Genomic DNA, 17,487 nt, shown 5'->3' on the forward strand with positions numbered 1-17,487 from the left:
AATCCGGCGCCCTTTGGTGCTTTGGCGCTGCTTAGGCGTTAACTTCGGCGCTGACCGTCGCAGGCAAGCCGCGTGAGCGACCTGAAGCCTGATGGGCGCGGGGTGCTCAGTCGTCCAGCGACTCGTCTTCCTCGCCCGGCTGATACATGTGGTAATCGCCGGTAGCGTAGACGCCTTTGTACGCCGTTGCCGACGCGTCTTCGTTATCGATCAGGTGCGTCTCGGCGATACGCAGCGATTCGCGTACCTGCGGCGGCTCGCATTCGGCAATCAGTCGCAGGGCTTCGGCTTCATCTTCGGCCACGACGTCATACGTGGTCACGAACTCCGGTGCGGGGCCATCCGGATCTTCATCTTCCAGCGGCTCGTACCATTGGCCTTCCACGATCAGATGCATGGCGCGGGCGGTTTCCGATTGCTCGTCGCGCGCGGCGCGCAGCGCCCACAGGGCGGCGTCGCTCCACTTGTACGACTGTACGGCGTCGAGGGCGGTTGCCAGGGCCTTGGCGTTGTCGCCCGATTGCTTGTAGGCCAGGGAGAGTTCGGCGAGCACATCCGCCATCGATACGTTGCTGCCTTCCTCGTCGTGTTCCTGCTTGGCCAGGGCCTCGTACGTGGCGATGGCGGCCTTCGGCTCCCCCTGAGCGACGAACAGGTGCATGCGTAGCGCGATGGCATTCTCGATGAAGGCGCGTCCGGCCTGTGCGAGGTGCGGGCTTTCGAGCGTGCGGTCGAGGCGAGCCTGAGCGAGCGCGAGATCGCCTTGACGGGCGAGGGCGTTGGCGTGATTGAAGTCGACGATCACGAGGTCTTCGTCCGGCGCGCAATTGCCGGCGGCCTCGTAGGCTTCGATGGCGGCGTCGAAGCGTCCGAGATCGGAGCGGTAGTTGCCCAGCAATTGCCAGAGCAGCCAGACGCCCGGGGCATGCGCCACACCGGCTTCGAGCACGGCGACGGCCTGCTCCGTGTCGTCCATGTCGGCGTAGGCCATGGCTTGCACCTCATAGGCGCCCGAGTACTGCAGCGACTCAAGCCGTTTGCCGATTTCCAGGGCCGTTTCGGGATCGCCGGCTTCCAGGTGGGCGAACGCTTCCGCCATCAATTCGTCTTTCTCGGACATTGCAATTTCTCCTTCGGGAACAGCTTGGGGGGAAGGCGTACCGGCGGCTCGCGCGCAGTATCGTCCCATCATATAACAGGCATCGTGACAGCCAGCATCGTCGCGGTGTGATCCGCGATGCCGTCTGGCGGGATGATGGCGAACAGGGGGAGGGGCACGTCTGACGACGCGCAATGAAAAAGCCGCGACAGGGTGTCGCGGCTTTTTCTCGTGATGCAGGGCGGGGCTGTCGAGATCAGCCGCCGCGGCGCATCAGGTCGAAGAACTCGGCGTTGTTCTTCGTCTGCTTGATCTTGCCAAGCAGGAATTCCATGGCTTCGGCCTCGTCCATATCGTAGATGAGCTTGCGCAGCACCCAGATCTTCTGGAGGATTTCCGGCTTGATGAGCAGCTCTTCGCGACGCGTACCCGACTTGTTCAGGTTGATCGACGGATAGACGCGCTTTTCCGCCAGACGACGCTCGAGGTGCACTTCCATGTTGCCGGTGCCCTTGAATTCTTCGTAGATCACGTCGTCCATACGGCTGCCGGTTTCGATCAGTGCCGTGGCGATGATCGTGAGCGAGCCGCCTTCTTCGACGTTACGTGCGGCGCCGAAGAAGCGCTTCGGACGTTGCAGGGCGTTGGCGTCCACACCGCCGGTCAGCACCTTGCCCGATGCCGGGATCACGGTGTTGTAGGCGCGGGCCAGACGTGTGATCGAGTCGAGCAGAATCACCACGTCTTCTTTCATTTCGATCAGGCGCTTGGCCTTCTCGATGACCATTTCTGCGACCTGGACGTGACGCGTGGCCGGTTCGTCGAACGTCGACGCGATCACTTCGCCGCGCACCGAGCGCTGCATTTCGGTCACTTCTTCCGGGCGCTCGTCGATGAGCAGCACGAAAAGCTTGGCTTCCGGATGGTTGGCCGTGATGGCGTGTGCGATGTGTTGCAGCATCACGGTCTTGCCGGACTTCGGCGAGGCGACCAGCAGACCGCGCTGGCCCTTGCCGATCGGGGCGATCATGTCGATGATGCGGCCCGTCACGTTCTCTTCGCCGCGAATGTCGCGCTCGAGCAGCAGCGGCTTGTTCGGGTGCAGCGGCGTGAGGTTCTCGAACATGATCTTATGTTTCGAGGCCTCGGGCGGGTGACCGTTGACTTTGTCGACCTTCACCAGCGCGAAATAACGCTCGCCGTCCTTCGGCGTACGCACTTCCCCTTCGATCGTGTCGCCGGTATGCAGGTTGAAGCGACGGATCTGCGACGGGCTGATGTAGATATCGTCCGTGCTGGCCAGATACGACGTTTCAGGCGAGCGCAGGAAACCGAAGCCGTCCGGCAGCACTTCGAGCGTACCGTCGCCAAAGATGGTTTCGCCGGACTTTGCGCGCTTCTTCAGAATGGCGAACATCAGCTCCTGCTTGCGTAGGCGGTTGGCGTTCTCGATTTCGAGACCGTTCGCCATTTCTAGCAGCTCGGAGACGTGCTGGGACTTTAGTTCGGATAAATGCATACGGAGGTGCCGTCCACTGGACGACAAGTGAAGGATCAGGGAAAAGTGAGCGAACGCTCGAAGAACTTTGGGGTGCTTTTGGGCGGATTATATAGCAAGCAGCGTCATGCGCAAGCACTGCGCCGTTTGCCCGGCGCCGGGGTGTCGCACTGTGGCGACAAAGGCCCCGGCACTTACCGTCGACGATCGATTACAGATTGCCGTCGAGGAACGAGGTCAGTTGCGACTTCGACAGGGCGCCGACCTTCTGTGCGGCGACAGCGCCGTTCTTGAACAGAATCAGGGTCGGAATGCCGCGAATGCCGAACTTGGCCGGCACGCCCTGGTTTTCGTCCACGTTGATCTTGGCGATCTGCACCTTGTCGCCGTATTCCTTCGACACTTCGTCGAGGATCGGGGCGATCATCTTGCAGGGGCCGCACCATTCCGCCCAGAAGTCGAGCAGCACCGGCTTGTCGGATTTCAGAACGTCCGCGTCGAAGCTGGCGTCGGAGATGTGCTTGATAGATTCGCTCATGAGTATTGTTGCCTCGTATAACTATTCGGAAACGTCCGATGAAAGTGGCGTCAGGCACCGTTCGCTTTCACCGACGCTGGAGATGTCACCCAGCATTTCCCGGGCGTGCATTCTCCATATGGAGGCTGCAATCGCGGCTTCAATAGCGCCCGCCAATGCAGTTTGCGATCATCTTAGCGGAAATTTCCAAGGCTTGCGCGCGCTGCCCACACAGGCTGAGAGGTGCCCGGCGGCGTATCGCGTCCCATAATCTCGCGCTTTGGGCTTCTGTTGGCGCGTCGACTCTGGTAGAATCTTTTCCTGACGGGCCTCCTCGCATGGTGGCGCGGCCAATCTGGTCAGGTCGGGAACGAAGCAGCCACAGCCGTTTTCTACCAGTGCCGAGGGTCAGGCTCGTCACCTAATTCCTTGTTTTACCGATGTTCTCGCGCGTTCTGCGCAAATATCTCCACCGCTTGAAGCCTGCACGAATCGTCCCCATTGTCGATGGGCGGCGACGCGTTCATCGTCGTTGGCGCATTCGTTTTCGTGAGGAAAGCGATTACGTGGCTCCGCGCCTCGCGTGGGGCGGACGGGCTTGGTAGAATCGCCCAACATTTTTTTCTATTGCACTGATAGCGTGCCGATTCCGGCATGAAAAACGGCGCCGTTCGACGTTCGATCGGGCGTTGACATCGGTGCAGAAGCCCAACGCCGAACTGTTACAATTTGGCATGACCTATCAAGTACTCGCGCGCAAATGGCGCCCCAAAGGCTTCTCGACCCTGGTGGGCCAGGAGCATGTCGTGCGTGCGTTGACGCACGCGCTCGAGCAACAGCGCCTGCATCACGCCTATCTGTTTACCGGTACGCGCGGCGTCGGCAAGACCACGCTTTCGCGCATTCTGGCCAAGGCGCTCAATTGCGAGACGGGGATCACGGCTGAACCGTGCGGCGTTTGCAAGGCCTGTAAGGCCATCGACGAAGGGCGCTTCGTCGATTACGTCGAAATGGATGCCGCGTCGAACCGTGGCGTCGACGAAATGACGTCGTTGCTCGAAAAGGCGGTCTACGCGCCGGCGGACGCGCGCTTCAAGGTCTACATGATCGACGAAGTGCACATGCTCACGGGGCACGCGTTCAATGCGATGCTCAAAACCCTCGAAGAGCCGCCCGCGCACGTCAAATTCATTCTCGCGACGACCGATCCGCAAAAGATTCCGGTCACGGTGCTCTCGCGCTGCCTGCAATTCAATCTGAAGCAGATGCCGGCCGGGCACATCGTGTCGCACCTCACGAACATTCTCGGCGAAGAAGGGATCGAGAACGAGCCGCAGGCGCTGCGTCTGCTCGCCAAGGCCGCGGGCGGCAGTATGCGTGATGCGTTGTCGCTCACCGATCAGGCCATCGCCTATGCGGCCGGCCCCCTCACTGAGACGGCCGTGCGCGGCATGCTCGGCGCCATCGACCAGAGCGTACTGGTGCGCTTGCTCGATGCCCTGAAGGGCGAGTCGCGCACCGATTTGCTCGCGATTGCCGACGAAATGGCAGAGCGCAGCTTCTCGTTTGCTGCGGGCTTGCAGGATCTGGGCAGCTTGCTGCACAAGATCGCGCTGGCGCAGTACGCGCCGCAAGCCGTGTCCGATGACTGGCCCGAAGCCGCCGACGTGCGACGACTGGCCGAAGCGCTCTCGCCGGAGGCGGTTCAGCTCTATTACCAGATCGCCACGCGGGCGCGCGGCGAGCTTGGTCTCGCACCCGACGAATACACCGGTTTCTCGATGGCGCTGCTGCGCATGGCGGCATTCACGCCGCTGCTCGCCGGTGGCACGCTTGCCGAGCCGCCGACGCCGCAAGCCGCGCAATCTGCGCGCGCAGTCGCCGCGAGCGCCCCGGCGCGTGCGCCGATGGCGGAGCCGGCGCCACGTGCCTCTGCGCCGTCGTCACCTGCTTCTGCCCCTGCGGCGCAACCGGAAGCGCGTCGTGCACCGGCAGCCCGCAGCAGTGCGCCGGGCGCCCCGGCCGACGGTGCCCCGATGTCGCCGGCACGGGCTGCGCTCGCCGCGCTCAATGCCGGACGCAAGGGGACGGCCGGTCGCACCGGAAGTGCTGCCGGCGCCAACCGCGCCAGCGCGCCGCGCGCATCGGACGAAGCGCCTGCCGGTGCCGACCCCGAACCTGAGCCTGCGGGTACTGCGGCGGCTCCCGCTACCGCGCCTGCCCAGTCACCGCGCGCTTGCGTCTATCGCGAAGCTGACGGTGTGCCGCCGGTATTTACCGGTGAATGGCCGGCTCTGGCGGAAGCGCTGCCGGCGCGCGGTCTTGCACAGCAGTTGGCATTTCAGAGCGAACTGACGGAAGTCGCGGGACGCGCCTTGCATTTGCGCGTGCCGCTTCGCCAACTGGCCGACGCCGCCACCGCCGACAAATTGCGTCAGGCACTCATCGAGCATTTCGGCGACGACGTGCAACTGCACGTCGAACTGGGGCAGGTCGGTACGACGGCGGCTTCGCTCGCCGCAGAAGCGGCGGCGGCGCGCCAGCGCGCGGCCGAACAGGCCATCGCCGACGATCCGGTCATGCGCGAATTGATCGATGAATTCGACGCGCAGATCCTTCCGGGAAGCATTCGACCGGTACAATAAGCAAGTTCGCTTTCGTAAAGGGTTCCGGGTTTTCGAATCCGGCACCCAAACGCGTGTTTGGCGCGTTCGGTGCGTGCAGCGAGCATGGCGAATACGCCGGCACGCTGCGCGGCCCGCAGCCTACACGACACCTCAGACGACACCCCACACGATTTATTCAGGAGCCAACATGCTGAAAGGAAACATCGCAGGTCTGATGAAACAGGCCCAGCAAATGCAGGAAAACATGAAGAAGGCGCAGGAGCAGCTCGCGCAGATCGAAGTCGAAGGGCAGTCGGGCGCGGGCCTCGTGAAGGTCGTGATGACCTGCAAGAACGACGTGCGTCGCGTGACCATCGATCCGAGCCTGCTGGCTGACGACAAGGACATGCTCGAAGACCTCGTCGCGGCGGCATTCAACGACGCCGTGCGCAAGGCCGAAGCCACCGCGCAGGAAAAGATGGGCGGTCTGACGGCGGGTCTGCCGCTGCCGCCGGGCTTCAAGATGCCGTTCTGAGCATTTTTCGCCAGCCTCGATAGAAAGACGACGCATGCCTCAGCCCCAGCTCTCGAGCCTGCAGGAACTCGTCGATGCCCTGCGCGCATTGCCGGGTGTCGGACCGAAGTCCGCCCAACGCATCGCTTACCATCTGCTGCAACGCGACCGTAAGGGCGCGGTGCGGCTGGGCGAAGCGCTGATGCATGCGTCCGAGCAGATTCGCCATTGCGCGCGCTGCAACACGTTCACCGAAGTCGAAATCTGCGAGACGTGCCTCGATCCCGAGCGCGACACGAGCCTGCTGTGCGTGGTGGAAACGCCCGCCGATCAGAACATGCTTGAGCAGACGATGACCTTCAAAGGGTTGTACTTCGTCCTCATGGGCCATCTCTCGCCGCTCGACGGCGTGGGGCCGGGCGAGATCCATTTCGAGCAATTGATCCGTCGCGCTACCGACGGCGTGGTCAAGGAAGTGGTGCTCGCCACCAACTTCACCAACGAAGGTGAAGCCACGGCACACTACATCGGACAGACGCTCAAGGCGCGCGGTTTGCGCGTGAGCCGGCTCGCGCGAGGCGTGCCGGTCGGGGGCGAACTGGAGTACGTCGATGCCGGAACGATCGCCCGTGCCGTGCTCGACAGGCATACGCTCTGAGCATGACGCGGACGTGACGTCGTCCGCCTTTGCGCGTAGGTACTCGTACTCTCATCCAATCGGATTAGCTGTTATTCGCTATATCTGCGCATATCCCTGTCTTCTAGACTAAACCTGCCGACTTGGGGACCCAACTACACGGGGAACACCATAACTCCCGGGCGGCGTGGGGCCGTATAACCTGTCGCGCAGATCCCGGTCTAAGACCAAAAAACTGCGTGCAGGCACTGCTTAGGCAGGGAGTTAAGGTATGGCTTACGATACCGGGCGCACCCTGATTTACGCCTCCCGAAAGCACAGCGATGGATTGCTGTCGTTCCTGGGAGAGCAAGGCTGGCAGGTTGTGCCGGCCAAGAGCGCCAGCGACGTCGGTCGCATTCTCAATCCGGGGGTTACCAGCGCAGCACTCATTGACCTGGCGAGCGGTTATAGCGACCGCGAGATGGGCGCATTCGAGTCCTGCATGCAACCGGCAACGGTTGGCTGGGTTGCCGCGACAAATCCCGAACAACTCACGACGACGTCGATCCGACGGCTCATTCGTGACTATTGCTTCGACTACGTCAATGTCCCTTGTACGAACGATCAGCTCGCGCATTCGATCGGGCACGCATGGGGCATGGCGTCGCTGTCGGAAGTGCCGATCATCACGCCGCAAGTCGGTGGCGATCAGGAGATGGTCGGCACGTGCGAAGCGATGCAGCAGCTCTTCCGCACCATTCGCAAAGTGGCCAATACCGACGCCCCCGTGTTCATTTCGGGTGAGTCAGGAACCGGCAAGGAACTGAGCGCAGTGGCGATTCATGAGCGCTCCTTGCGTGCCAAGGGGCCGTTCGTCGCGATCAACTGCGGCGCCATTCCGCCACATCTGATGCAGTCCGAACTATTTGGCTACGAGCGCGGTGCCTTTACAGGGGCGAACGCCCGCAAGGTCGGTCGCGTCGAGTCAGCCAACGGCGGCACGCTGTTCCTCGATGAAATCGGCGACCTGCCCATCGAGAGTCAGGCGAGTTTGCTGCGTTTCCTGCAACAGGGTGCGATCGAGCGCCTCGGCGGCCACGAAGTGATTCCGGTCAATGTCCGAATCATCTCTGCGACGCACGTCGATCTCGAAACCGCCGTGAAAGAAGGGCGTTTCCGCATGGATCTGTTCCACCGTCTGTGCGTGCTTCGCGTGGACGAGCCGCCGCTGCGTGCACGTGGCCAGGACATCGAGATCCTTGCGCATCATGTGCTGCAACGCTTCAAAGGCGACAACCATCGCAAGATCCGTGGCTTCACGCAATGCGCGGTTCAGGCGATGTATGAATATCACTGGCCGGGTAACGTGCGCGAGTTGATCAACCGTGTGCGCCGCGCCATCGTGATGGCCGATAGCCGCATGATCTCGGCCAAGGATCTCGACCTCCTGCCGTGGGTGCCGACACTGGTGCGCACGCTCGAGGAAATTCGCGCGGAGGCCGAACGAACGGCCATCGAGCAGGCGTTGCTGCGCCACTGTCACCGTTTGACGGATGTGGCCGCAGAGTTGGGAATTTCGCGCATCACGCTATACCGCCTCATGTGCCGGTATGGATTGCGCGGTGACGAATCGGGCGTGCCGGCCTGATATCTTCTGGCGAAGAGAGGGCGACCGTCCTGTGATGAGCAGGGCGGTCGTTTCTTTTTGGGGTCCTGAAGATTGCGTGGTCGATGTGTCTCCGAAGCGCTTCCCATCTGTGTGAAACACGCATTTCTCCCTTCGCTTTTCTCCCTGTCCTCGCGTTTCGCGATTCCTGTCATCGTCAATAACGACGGGCGATTCCGGCGATTTCCATGCCGTGCGATGCCATCGCTGCGTCGTACGCAATGCGTGGCCTCCCCCGTTGGAAGTGTTTCGAAAAGGCCCGCTGCCTTCGGCGTCGATTCGTGAAAATCACGGGCAAGGGTTGTCCCGCACGCACATCAAAGATGAAACATCCGGGGCCTGTAGCGCCGTCGCGATCTCTTCGCCCGAATGTGACTGCTCCATGTCGTTTTCGTCGATCGCTCTCGATCCGCCGCAAAAGTGTCACGCGAAACCCTTGCAAACAGGGCGTCTGCGGCATGCGTCGCTACTGACGCCGATATCGTTCGCAGTTCGGAATGTTTGCGAAGTGCGTCGATGACGTGACAGCCGGGGATGGACCGGGCCCACGTATCAATGCTGAAACGTTTTCAGCGACCCGGCCGGGCACACGTGTGAGTCGAAAAAATTTCCGTCAATGTTTTCAATCACTTAAGCCGGGTGGCACGGAAGTCGCTTTATTGGTCCGGGCAAGGAGGACAAAGCGATGCGAATTCTCACCACCGAAATGCAGTACCGCGTACGACAAGGCGCAAGCGCTCTGAGCGCAGCCGTCGTCGTGACGCTCGGACTGTGCGCCGCACCGGCACAGGCGCAGGACGTCTCGCGTGCCGCCTTCATGCAAGTGGCGATGCTCACCGGATCGATGGTGCCGGCCTCGTTCTCGACGCCGACGCTGCCGGCAGCGCAGATCTCTGACGCCGATGTCGGTCTCGTGATGCCGACGGCCTCGGTCGCGCCGGTTAGCGACAGCGCGGCGGCACCGGCAGCGGAACAAACCCCGGTGGTCGCCGGTAACGACGACAGCCAGAGCGTTGGCGCTTCCGGAATGCCGCTTGCTGCAGCCCGTATCGACGACGAACAACTCGGAAGCCAGCGCGGCCGCAATTTGCAGGGCGCTGCGATGGTCAAGTCGCCTGGGATGGCGCTCGCCAACGGCGTGACGTTGTGGGACGAACTGCCGGGTGGTATTGCCCCGACGCCGCGTCCGCAACAACTGTCGAACGGCGTGGGCAACGTCCAGGTGACGCGTGTGACCTACACCACGCGGTGATCGACATGACCCAATTCTCTCTCTCGCCTGCGGTCCTCGCCACGATGCTCGTGGCGCTGACCCCGGCCATGATCCCCGGCCAGGCGAAGGCCGAACCGGCGACGCCGGGCGATCTGGTGATCGAACGCAACATCGGCCCGCAGATCGCCTACCGCGGCCTGCCCCGTGAACAGAATCCGATCGGCATCGCCGTCCCGGCTTTCCCGACGGGACCGTTCAATACGGCAATGAGCGCAGTCAGTCAGGTGACGGATGGTGAGCTCACGGGCCGCGCCAATGCCGGCCTCGTCACGAGTTCCGTGCAGTCGGGCATCAATCCGGTGATGGGTGTGCTGGTCGGTAACGCTCGCGGCGGCAACGGCCTGAACACCACTAACGGCGTCGGCGGCGGCTTTGGCGCAGGCGCCGGCGGCGGAGGCGGTATCGGCAGCATCGGCACGCTCGTTCCGTCGGTCATCAACTCGGCGCTGGCGCCGCTCACAACGCTGGGTGCAGCAGGAGCCGCCAAATGAGCGCAAATCGCAAAGTGATGCGCGCCATCGCGCTGGCTGCGGCAGTGGCTGCCGTCGCCGGAACGTGTCAGGCGCAAGACCTGTGGCTCGTGAGCGGTGAACTTGCCGGCACGCACGCCACCGTCGAAAGCGGCGTGGCCGTGGGGGTATCGGGCGCACTGGGCGTGAATCAGGCCGCCGGTGTGAACAACGCGCAGGCCAACAGCGCGCTCATTGCCAACGGCGGCAGTGTGACGACCGGCATGTCGAGCACGAATCAACAGGCACTCGTCACGACGACGACGGGCGCCGCGAGCGCCGCAATTCAGGGCAACGCATTTTCAGGCACCTCGGGGCTGACGCAAGTCAACCAGGCGAGCGGTGCCGGCAATCTTCAACGCAACGCGACCGTCATTGTGACTGGCGATGCGTCTGGAGTGGCGAGCGTATCGGATACGGCACTATCCGCTGCGATCTCCAAGGGTGGCCCGGCTGGCCACCACAACCTCAACGATCAGTTCCGCACGGCGTCGATTTCCAGTGACGCCTTCCGTGGAGCCAGTGGAGTGTTGCAGGTGAACCAGTCGGCTGGGATAGGCAATGTAACCGCAAATGTTTTTGTGCTCCGTCCCCCGGCGGGCACATCTTTTTAACTGGGTAACTCTCTCGTCAAGGAGATGGTCATGAAAACGAAAGCAATTGCAGCGGCTGCACTGCTGGTAGCAACGGGTACCGCCATGGCGTCGCCCCATCACCAGCAATATAGCTTCTCGTTCATCGGCAACGAGACCAACGTTCTGAACCTGGTCGGCATTTTCGGTCTGGTTGGTATTCGCGGCTGCGTCACGGTGGATAACACCGGCAACGCCGTCGTGCAGAACAACCAGAAGGTCGACGTGCATCACGTGAACCTGACGGGCCCGCTGCTCGGCTCCTATGTCACGGGACATGTGACGACGGGCGTCAATTCGAAGACCACGACGGTCTCGGATACGGGCGGCGCGTACCTGATCGGCGGCGCAACCACCACGTCGTATAACAACACGACGTCGTGGGTGAATGCCGAGGCCAACGGCCACCTGAACACCAGCCAGTCGTTCCAGGCCGGTGCCGGGTATGTCGCAGGCCAGTCGAGCTCCGGTTCGGGCGGCTTCGTGGCAGGCGGCGGATATCAGTATTCGAACATCGCAGCCGGCGGCGGCATCATCGGTGGCGGCATCATTCCGCTGCCGGGCGGCCTCGCCCTGTATGGCGGATACATCGTCGGCAACGCTGGCGCCGGTCAGGCTTCGGCATGGGGTGGCTACGCCTACGGGCAACAGTCGCAACAAGCTGCGGGCTTCCTCGCGGGTGGCTTCCTGAACACGCAGAAGAGCTTCGATGCCGCCTTCCATGGTCTGTTCAACGCAGGTCAGGCTTCGGTCTCGAGCGAGTCGATCGCGGCGGGCGCACTGTGGGGCTTCTCGAACACCTACACGAAGGCCACCACGTGGCAGAAGGGCGCGCTCACGCTCCACGTCAATACGGCAACGTATCAGACGATGGGCGCAACGCTCGGCAACGGCGCGCTGGGTAACGCCAACGGCAACGTCGGTGTGAACGTGGCAGCAGGTGCCGATAACGCTCAGGCCAACAACGTCGCCATCGCCTCGCTCAACGCGCAGCCGGTGTATGCGTCGGCCCAGGTGTTCTCGAACCAGTCGTCGCAAGGCTCGGCCAAGATCTCGCAGTTCATGGTCAACGCCAGCGTGGGTGACGGTGCACTGGCAGGGGCGACCGGCAACGTCGGTGTGAACGTGGCTTCGGGTGTCGGCAACGTGCAGGGCAACAACCTGTCGGCCGCTGTCTCGCAAGGTGCGAGCGGCTGGTACAAGGGCGGTGCTGCCAACTCGACGGTACAAACCGACCAGGTCGCAGGCATGAAGGCCTCGGGTGACTTCGTCGCCAATGCTTCCCTTGGCAACGGCGCCATGCAATGGGCCAGCGGCAACGTGGGTGTGAACGTGGCAGCCGGTATCGGCAACGTTCAGGCCAACAGCCTCGCCATCTCGGCAATCAAGTGATGTACCTGACCGGTCCGGGGAATCCCGGACCGGTTTTTTCATGAGGTGTGTCATGAGCGATACGCGTCGTGCCGTCGTAAGGATCGCTACGGTTTGCGCTCTGGCGTGCGCAAGCGTGGCCGGGCACGCGCAGTATGCATCGGTGAACCTGGAGTCTTCGATCGGTGTACCGGCGGTCAAGAAGATGCGCTCGTTCAAGTCGATGCACTACGTGAATCTGGTCCAGCAGGAATACGACTTCAGTTGTGGGTCCGCAGCGCTCTCGACGCTGCTGCGATACGGCTACGGGATCAACATTCCCGAGACCGAAATGATTCAGCGAATGATGGCCTTCTCCAATCCGGACACGGTCATCAAGAACGGCTTCTCGATGCTCGACATGAAGAAATTCGTGGAGACGCTGGGACTCGAGGGGCGGGGTTTCAAAGTCGATGTCAGTGCGCTCTACGACCTGAAGATCCCGGTCATTGCGCTCATCGACGTCAATGGATATCAGCACTTCGTGGTCGTGAAGGCGGCGAAGGACGGTCGGGTGTTCGTCTCCGATCCGGCGCTGGGCAATCGCATCATCGAGCAGGCCGATTTTGCCAAGCAGTGGAATGGCTTGGTGCTGGCGGTCATCGGCAAGCCGTTTCTGGAGGATTCACCGCTGCTCAAAGGCAATGAATCCCTGGCAGCCAAGTTGCGCGATGGCGCGCTGGCGACCGGGACGTCACCGACCCCGATGGTGGACTTCGGCATCATCCGGGCGGATCTGTTTTGAGACCAGACCATCATGAATCGATATGTCCCGATGCTGGCCATCCCGCTGTTCGCAAGCGCCGTGCCGGCATTTGCGTCGAGTGTGGTGCCCGAGAGCTGGACGCCTGTAAGCGATGAAGTCCTCTCGCATGCGACCGGCAAATACGCACAACAGAACATGATCACGGGCTTTCAGCTCGTCATGCAATCGCAGTGGCAGATGCCGACCGGGGCGAGCCTGATGGCGACCGGTGTGCTCGGCGTGACTAACGGCCAGGTCCAGACCGGTAGCTCGACGGCGATCATCCCCGGTGTCGTGAATGCGACGGCGCCCACGACGCAATCGGTGACCGGTGGCGCCAACGTTCTGATGAACGGCGTCGCACAGATCACGCAGGTCGCAGGCGACGCAAACAACGCCATGAACAAAGCCATCATCCAGTACGGCCCGGGCATATCGCTCGCGCTGCTGGTGCCGGTGAGCGGAAGCAGTTCCAGTAGCTCGAACACCACGGTGGGCAATCTGAGCGCCAGCGTGGCGATCTCGTCGGCAGGCATGCAACTCGCGCTCAACACGCCGAACGGCAACCTCGGACAGAGCATCGCCGGTGGTGCGGGCGGCGCGATGAACCAGATCATGCAGGTCGTGCAAGTTGCAGGCAACGCGCAACAGGTGATGAACACGCTGCAACTGAACTTGCAGACGGGCGCGCTTACGTCGGCAGGGCTGCGTCAGCTCGGCGTGCAGAACGCGATGGCGAACATGGTCGCCGTGCGCCATTGAAGTTGAGGACACGCGAGGTCACGACAGTCGTTGCCGTGGCCTCGGTGAAAGCCGTGATCGCAGGGATCGAAGTGCAAGCGTAGTGACGTCGCCGGACTGTCGTGCATGAACCGTCTGGCTTCGGCCGCAACGTCCGACAGGACGCCATGACAACAAGAAGTGGGGCGCCGCCGCAGAGCACTCGCGGCGTACAAGAAGGTGATGTCGGCAGGGCCCGGTCCGGGTTTCGCACGCATCACCCCGCAGTCGAGCAGCAAGGACAACCGTTGTTGGCAATACGTGTTTGTTGGATTGCGCGCGGACGCCCGTCCGCTTTTTCACCCGGGGGGGATCATGAACACTCACCGCTTTTTTCCCGTTGCCGCTATTCCGTTGGGGGTACTGCTTTTCACGCTATCGGCCCAGGCTCAGGAGCATACGAACCCATCGCCGGACAACCGTATCCAGATGTTGATGGACATGGTCGACCGGCAGCAGCGGGAAATTTCTTCTCTCAAGCAGCGCCTCACGGATATCGAGATGGCGCAACGCGGGCGCGGTCTGACCGCATGGGATACCGCGCAGATCGCGCAAGTCTCGCCAGGTGACGGCTCTGCCGCCGGCTCGGCAGGCACACCGGGCGGCGGCGCTGCCGGGGCAGCCGGGCCGACCTCGGCCACGCCGATCGGCGAGACGCAGCAAATGCAGAAGAGCGAGACCGAATCGCAGCGCACGCCGGCCGAAGAAGCCGTGGTGCAGGCGCAGCACGCCCCGCTGTTCGACCGCAAGCTCACCATCGACGCCGGTATCAGCTACAGCTACTACGATCGCCGTCAATTGGTGCTGAGCGGTTTTCTCGCGCTCGATGCCATCTTCCTCGGTCAGTTGAACCTCGGCCAGACCAAGGCCAACGTGTGGACGTTCGACGTCAATACGCGTTACGGGATCACCGACCGGTTGAGCGTGTCGTTCGATGTGCCGTACCTGTATCGCAACTCGGACTTCATCTCCGGGGGCGTGGGTGGTGCCGCGTCGTCGATCAGCGACATCAGCAAGAACTCCGCGAATATCGGCGACGTGAACGCGTCGATCTACTACCAGCTCGTCAAGGAAAATGCGAACTGGCCCGATATCGTGGCGTCGTTGCGCGTGACGGCCCCGACCGGCACGTCGCCGTTCGGCATCAAGCTCGGCACGCCCGACCCGAGTAACAACAACCTGACCACGCCGTCGCGTCTGCCCACAGGGAACGGCATCTGGGCAATTACGGCGGGCTTGTCGTTCCTGCGGACTTACGATCCGATCGTGTTGTTTGCGAACGTGGCCTACACGTACAACGTGGCGCGCTCGTTCGACGACATTTCGACCATCGAAGGCACCACGTCCCCGGCGAAGGTCAAGCTGGGCGATATCGTGCAGGTCGGCGCGGGGATGGCGTTGGCGCTCAACGACAAGACGGCACTGTCGATCTCGTACTCGACTGCGATTTCGCGGGCGACCAAGACGGCGTCGCCGGGCGCGGGCTGGACGACGGTGGCGGGCAGTACGACCAACGCTGCGTCGCTCAACTTCGGCATCAACTACGCCATCAACAAGCACTGGACAGTGAACGGGTACGTCAACGCCGGCATGTCGCCGGATGCACCGAACTATGTGATCGGTGTCCGCTTCCCGTACACGTTCTGAACGTAGCGAAAGCTGTCAACGGCGCTCGCCTCTCATCCGTAGGGGCGGCGCCTTTTGGTTCCGTCAGCAGGAACGGACGCGCGCGTGTCTTACGTGCATCCGACATCGGTGCGCACAGGTTTGCGCATTCTGAACAGGTAACGATGTGACCGAAGGGTCAGTGGGGGGCCGGGCGTTGACGTATGTCGCGGCGCCCGGTGGTGATTCGGTTAGCGTGCGGGCCCGGCTTGCATGCGCGTGACGACAGCGCCGGCATTTGCCTTGAAGCTCGTCGCCATCATGGTGGCCGGCGCCTGTTGCACCTGCGGCATCGGCTGTGCCGCCGAGATGGCAACGATGGCGCGCGGCTGCGCTGAGGGCGGCAATGACGCTTGCGTCGGCTTAGGAGATGGGGCCGGCGGAATCACTTCGTCCCACAAGCGAACATTGTTGGCGGTATTGATCGTCGTCGAATGGGGCGGCGCGAGGGCCGTAGGCGCGGCATTGCCGACGCTGGTCACGAGACTGCGTTGCAGGTTGGCGGCGTGCGTGCTGGCAAGCAGTGCATCGCTGACGGCTGCCGGAACGGTGCCGCCAATACCGCCAAGGCCATTGACATCGGCTTGTGCAGTATTCGCGATACACGCAGCAGCAACACAAAATATCGCCCTGCGCGTCGTGCTGACGGTGATCTTGAACATGGCGTGCCCCCCGGCCTCCGTGTGCTGTCCTCTCAGACTTTTTGTATTTTATTGCGCGATTTGAGAAAAGAAAGGGAAAAAAGTAATAGCGGAATCTCCGAAAATTGAGTAAATAATTTACGCAGATTGCGGTTTGTCGCGCTCAGGCAACAAGCGCAGGCATTCGTGACCGGCGGACTCGCCGTTGCGCGGGCTTCACGCATAAACTGCCTTGAAAGCAAGACGACGCCTTATGCGTAAAGTGTGCGAGAACTGGAGGGTTTCTTCGGTTTTTGTCCGGGTGAGATGCGACGTGCATGTCACCGGCATATCAATAAAGCCAAAGGCGCGGTGAGCATGACAAAAATGGGGCGGCGGCGCGGGGGTGCCGACCGGAATATCAGGGGAAATCATGCGTGTGCTGGTCGTAGGTGAGGCTGCCACCTGGCTGAGCGGCCTGCAAATCGCATTGCAAACCGATGCGAACGTGACACCACCGGTCTTGCGGCACGTCGAGCATGTGGCCACGCAGGACTGGGTCTGGCTGCGCGAGTTGCCGTCGCGTCGCGCGCTGGTGCTCGATGAGGCCATCGCGCGGACGCCGGCGGTCGACACACTGTGCGCGATTGCCGCCGAATGTGTGCCACCTGTGCCCGTCGTCGTCGTAGGCGATGCGGGTTTTCCCGACGAGATCATTCGGTGGTTGCAGGCTGGCGTGGCCGCCTGCCTGCCGTGGCCTAATTCCGTCGCGCGTGTTCGCTCCGTGTTCGATCTGGCATTCTCGGGCGGTCGTTTCGTGCCCGAAGAAGCGCTCTCGGCGCTGCTGGTGCTCTGGCGGCAAGAGGCACTGGGCGACGCGTTGCCACTATCTCGCCTGCCGGTGTTTCCGCTCGGGGGCGACAAGGCGACGCAGCTTGCCGAGTCGGCACTGCTCGGCATCTCTCAACGGCAATATGAAATTCTGGCGCTCCTCTCACGCGGCCTTTCCATCAAGACGATCTGCCAGCAACTGGTGATCTCCGAGGGCACAGCGAAGACCCATGTGTCTGCGCTGTACCGGCGACTCGGCGCGCGCAATCGCGGTGAGGCAATTTATATTGCAGCGCAGCGCGGTGCGCGCCATCTGTTCGAGACCTGAGGAGGTTTCGTCAGGACTCGGTTCGGTTAGCGGATATCGGATATTGCGACAAACCGGCTCGGACGATTCCGGATTTCCCCTGAGTTTGTTGGCCGATCCCCGCTGTCGAATTACTATACGAACTTCATTTGCCAACTATTTGCACGGGCGCCGCCGACCGGCAGCGTCTCGAGCG

General features: G+C 62.3%; 17 protein-coding genes and 1 other RNA gene. 13 read left to right on the plus strand and 5 right to left on the minus strand.

Annotated elements, in window-relative coordinates:
• Positions 1 to 106: 106 nt before the first annotated feature.
• From A9762_RS27530 to trxA, 3 genes are all read right to left on the minus strand, one after another.
• The gene (locus tag A9762_RS27530) at positions 107 to 1,120 is read right to left on the minus strand and encodes a lipopolysaccharide assembly protein LapB (protein WP_069345122.1); all 1,014 of its coding nucleotides are present in this window, start codon (positions 1,118 to 1,120) and stop codon (positions 107 to 109) included.
• Positions 1,121 to 1,355: 235 nt separating this feature from the next.
• A complete protein-coding gene (rho, locus tag A9762_RS27535; protein ID WP_039399112.1) occupies positions 1,356 to 2,618 on the minus strand; it encodes a transcription termination factor Rho in 1,263 nt (420 codons plus the stop codon).
• Positions 2,619 to 2,808: 190 nt separating this feature from the next.
• On the minus strand, positions 2,809 to 3,135 hold the full coding sequence (gene trxA, locus A9762_RS27540) for a thioredoxin TrxA (protein WP_069345123.1): 327 nt from the start codon (positions 3,133 to 3,135) through the stop codon (positions 2,809 to 2,811).
• Positions 3,136 to 3,437: 302 nt separating this feature from the next.
• Between trxA and ffs the strand changes: the two genes are divergently transcribed.
• From ffs to A9762_RS27600, 12 genes are all read left to right on the plus strand, one after another.
• Positions 3,438 to 3,536: signal recognition particle sRNA small type (ffs, locus tag A9762_RS27545), an RNA gene on the plus strand.
• A gap of 312 nt (positions 3,537 to 3,848) precedes the next feature.
• Positions 3,849 to 5,759: a DNA polymerase III subunit gamma/tau gene (gene dnaX, locus A9762_RS27550; RefSeq protein WP_069345178.1), complete on the plus strand. Its 1,911-nt coding sequence runs from the start codon at positions 3,849 to 3,851 to the stop codon at positions 5,757 to 5,759.
• Between the two features lie 169 nt (positions 5,760 to 5,928).
• Positions 5,929 to 6,255 carry a YbaB/EbfC family nucleoid-associated protein gene (locus A9762_RS27555; protein WP_010807314.1) on the plus strand — a complete coding sequence of 109 codons (327 nt, stop codon included), beginning with the start codon at positions 5,929 to 5,931 and terminating at the stop codon, positions 6,253 to 6,255.
• A 34-nt stretch (positions 6,256 to 6,289) separates the two neighbouring features.
• A complete protein-coding gene (gene recR / locus A9762_RS27560) occupies positions 6,290 to 6,892 on the plus strand; it encodes a recombination mediator RecR (RefSeq protein WP_069345124.1) in 603 nt (200 codons plus the stop codon).
• Positions 6,893 to 7,142: 250 nt separating this feature from the next.
• Positions 7,143 to 8,501, plus strand: coding sequence for a sigma-54 dependent transcriptional regulator (locus tag A9762_RS27565; protein ID WP_069345125.1), 1,359 nt, complete (start codon positions 7,143 to 7,145; stop codon positions 8,499 to 8,501).
• A gap of 703 nt (positions 8,502 to 9,204) precedes the next feature.
• Entirely contained in the window at positions 9,205 to 9,771 is a 567-nt protein-coding gene (locus A9762_RS27570) for a hypothetical protein (RefSeq protein ID WP_069345126.1), read from the plus strand.
• A 5-nt stretch (positions 9,772 to 9,776) separates the two neighbouring features.
• Positions 9,777 to 10,283: a hypothetical protein gene (locus A9762_RS27575; RefSeq protein WP_139133436.1), complete on the plus strand. Its 507-nt coding sequence runs from the start codon at positions 9,777 to 9,779 to the stop codon at positions 10,281 to 10,283.
• The gene (locus A9762_RS27580) at positions 10,280 to 10,915 is read left to right on the plus strand and encodes a hypothetical protein (protein WP_069345128.1); all 636 of its coding nucleotides are present in this window, start codon (positions 10,280 to 10,282) and stop codon (positions 10,913 to 10,915) included. Before A9762_RS27575 ends, A9762_RS27580 begins: the two co-directional genes overlap by 4 nt.
• A gap of 30 nt (positions 10,916 to 10,945) precedes the next feature.
• Complete coding sequence (locus tag A9762_RS27585) at positions 10,946 to 12,325, plus strand: hypothetical protein (RefSeq protein WP_069345129.1); 1,380 nt, start codon at positions 10,946 to 10,948, stop codon at positions 12,323 to 12,325.
• A gap of 52 nt (positions 12,326 to 12,377) precedes the next feature.
• The gene (locus A9762_RS27590; RefSeq protein WP_240493735.1) at positions 12,378 to 13,088 is read left to right on the plus strand and encodes a C39 family peptidase; all 711 of its coding nucleotides are present in this window, start codon (positions 12,378 to 12,380) and stop codon (positions 13,086 to 13,088) included.
• Between the two features lie 12 nt (positions 13,089 to 13,100).
• Positions 13,101 to 13,850 carry a peptidase C39 gene (locus A9762_RS27595; RefSeq protein WP_139133437.1) on the plus strand — a complete coding sequence of 250 codons (750 nt, stop codon included), beginning with the start codon at positions 13,101 to 13,103 and terminating at the stop codon, positions 13,848 to 13,850.
• A gap of 333 nt (positions 13,851 to 14,183) precedes the next feature.
• Positions 14,184 to 15,515, plus strand: coding sequence for a hypothetical protein (locus tag A9762_RS27600; protein WP_069345179.1), 1,332 nt, complete (start codon positions 14,184 to 14,186; stop codon positions 15,513 to 15,515).
• Positions 15,516 to 15,724: 209 nt separating this feature from the next.
• On the opposite strand, the gene A9762_RS27605 is transcribed toward A9762_RS27600, so the two are convergent.
• Entirely contained in the window at positions 15,725 to 16,195 is a 471-nt protein-coding gene (locus tag A9762_RS27605; RefSeq protein WP_069345132.1) for a hypothetical protein, read from the minus strand.
• A 195-nt stretch (positions 16,196 to 16,390) separates the two neighbouring features.
• Positions 16,391 to 16,588, minus strand: a complete 198-nt coding sequence (locus tag A9762_RS28770) for a hypothetical protein (protein WP_139133438.1) — start codon at positions 16,586 to 16,588, stop codon at positions 16,391 to 16,393.
• Between A9762_RS28770 and A9762_RS27610 the strand changes: the two genes are divergently transcribed.
• Complete coding sequence (locus tag A9762_RS27610; RefSeq protein WP_069345133.1) at positions 16,587 to 17,312, plus strand: LuxR C-terminal-related transcriptional regulator; 726 nt, start codon at positions 16,587 to 16,589, stop codon at positions 17,310 to 17,312. The two genes, A9762_RS28770 and A9762_RS27610, sit on opposite strands and share 2 nt — an antisense overlap.
• Positions 17,313 to 17,487: the final 175 nt, after the last annotated feature.

The organism is Pandoraea sp. ISTKB (assembly GCF_001721285.1).
Classification (GTDB): domain Bacteria; phylum Pseudomonadota; class Gammaproteobacteria; order Burkholderiales; family Burkholderiaceae; genus Pandoraea; species Pandoraea capi.

Bases quoted from the DNA above. Each gene is read 5' to 3' on its own strand.
- A9762_RS27530 (WP_069345122.1), bottom strand. From the start codon at position 1,120: ATGTCCGAGAAAGACGAATTGATGGCGGAAGCGTTCGCCCACCTGGAA.
- rho (WP_039399112.1), bottom strand. From the start codon at position 2,618: ATGCATTTATCCGAACTAAAGTCCCAGCACGTCTCCGAGCTGCTAGAA.
- trxA (WP_069345123.1), bottom strand. From the start codon at position 3,135: ATGAGCGAATCTATCAAGCACATCTCCGACGCCAGCTTCGACGCGGAC.
- dnaX (WP_069345178.1), top strand. From the start codon at position 3,849: ATGACCTATCAAGTACTCGCGCGCAAATGGCGCCCCAAAGGCTTCTCG.
- A9762_RS27555 (WP_010807314.1), top strand. From the start codon at position 5,929: ATGCTGAAAGGAAACATCGCAGGTCTGATGAAACAGGCCCAGCAAATG.
- recR (WP_069345124.1), top strand. From the start codon at position 6,290: ATGCCTCAGCCCCAGCTCTCGAGCCTGCAGGAACTCGTCGATGCCCTG.
- A9762_RS27565 (WP_069345125.1), top strand. From the start codon at position 7,143: ATGGCTTACGATACCGGGCGCACCCTGATTTACGCCTCCCGAAAGCAC.
- A9762_RS27570 (WP_069345126.1), top strand. From the start codon at position 9,205: ATGCGAATTCTCACCACCGAAATGCAGTACCGCGTACGACAAGGCGCA.
- A9762_RS27575 (WP_139133436.1), top strand. From the start codon at position 9,777: ATGACCCAATTCTCTCTCTCGCCTGCGGTCCTCGCCACGATGCTCGTG.
- A9762_RS27580 (WP_069345128.1), top strand. From the start codon at position 10,280: ATGAGCGCAAATCGCAAAGTGATGCGCGCCATCGCGCTGGCTGCGGCA.
- A9762_RS27585 (WP_069345129.1), top strand. From the start codon at position 10,946: ATGAAAACGAAAGCAATTGCAGCGGCTGCACTGCTGGTAGCAACGGGT.
- A9762_RS27590 (WP_240493735.1), top strand. From the start codon at position 12,378: ATGAGCGATACGCGTCGTGCCGTCGTAAGGATCGCTACGGTTTGCGCT.
- A9762_RS27595 (WP_139133437.1), top strand. From the start codon at position 13,101: ATGAATCGATATGTCCCGATGCTGGCCATCCCGCTGTTCGCAAGCGCC.
- A9762_RS27600 (WP_069345179.1), top strand. From the start codon at position 14,184: ATGAACACTCACCGCTTTTTTCCCGTTGCCGCTATTCCGTTGGGGGTA.
- A9762_RS27605 (WP_069345132.1), bottom strand. From the start codon at position 16,195: ATGTTCAAGATCACCGTCAGCACGACGCGCAGGGCGATATTTTGTGTT.
- A9762_RS27610 (WP_069345133.1), top strand. From the start codon at position 16,587: ATGCGTGTGCTGGTCGTAGGTGAGGCTGCCACCTGGCTGAGCGGCCTG.
- A9762_RS28770 (WP_139133438.1), bottom strand. From the start codon at position 16,588: ATGATTTCCCCTGATATTCCGGTCGGCACCCCCGCGCCGCCGCCCCAT.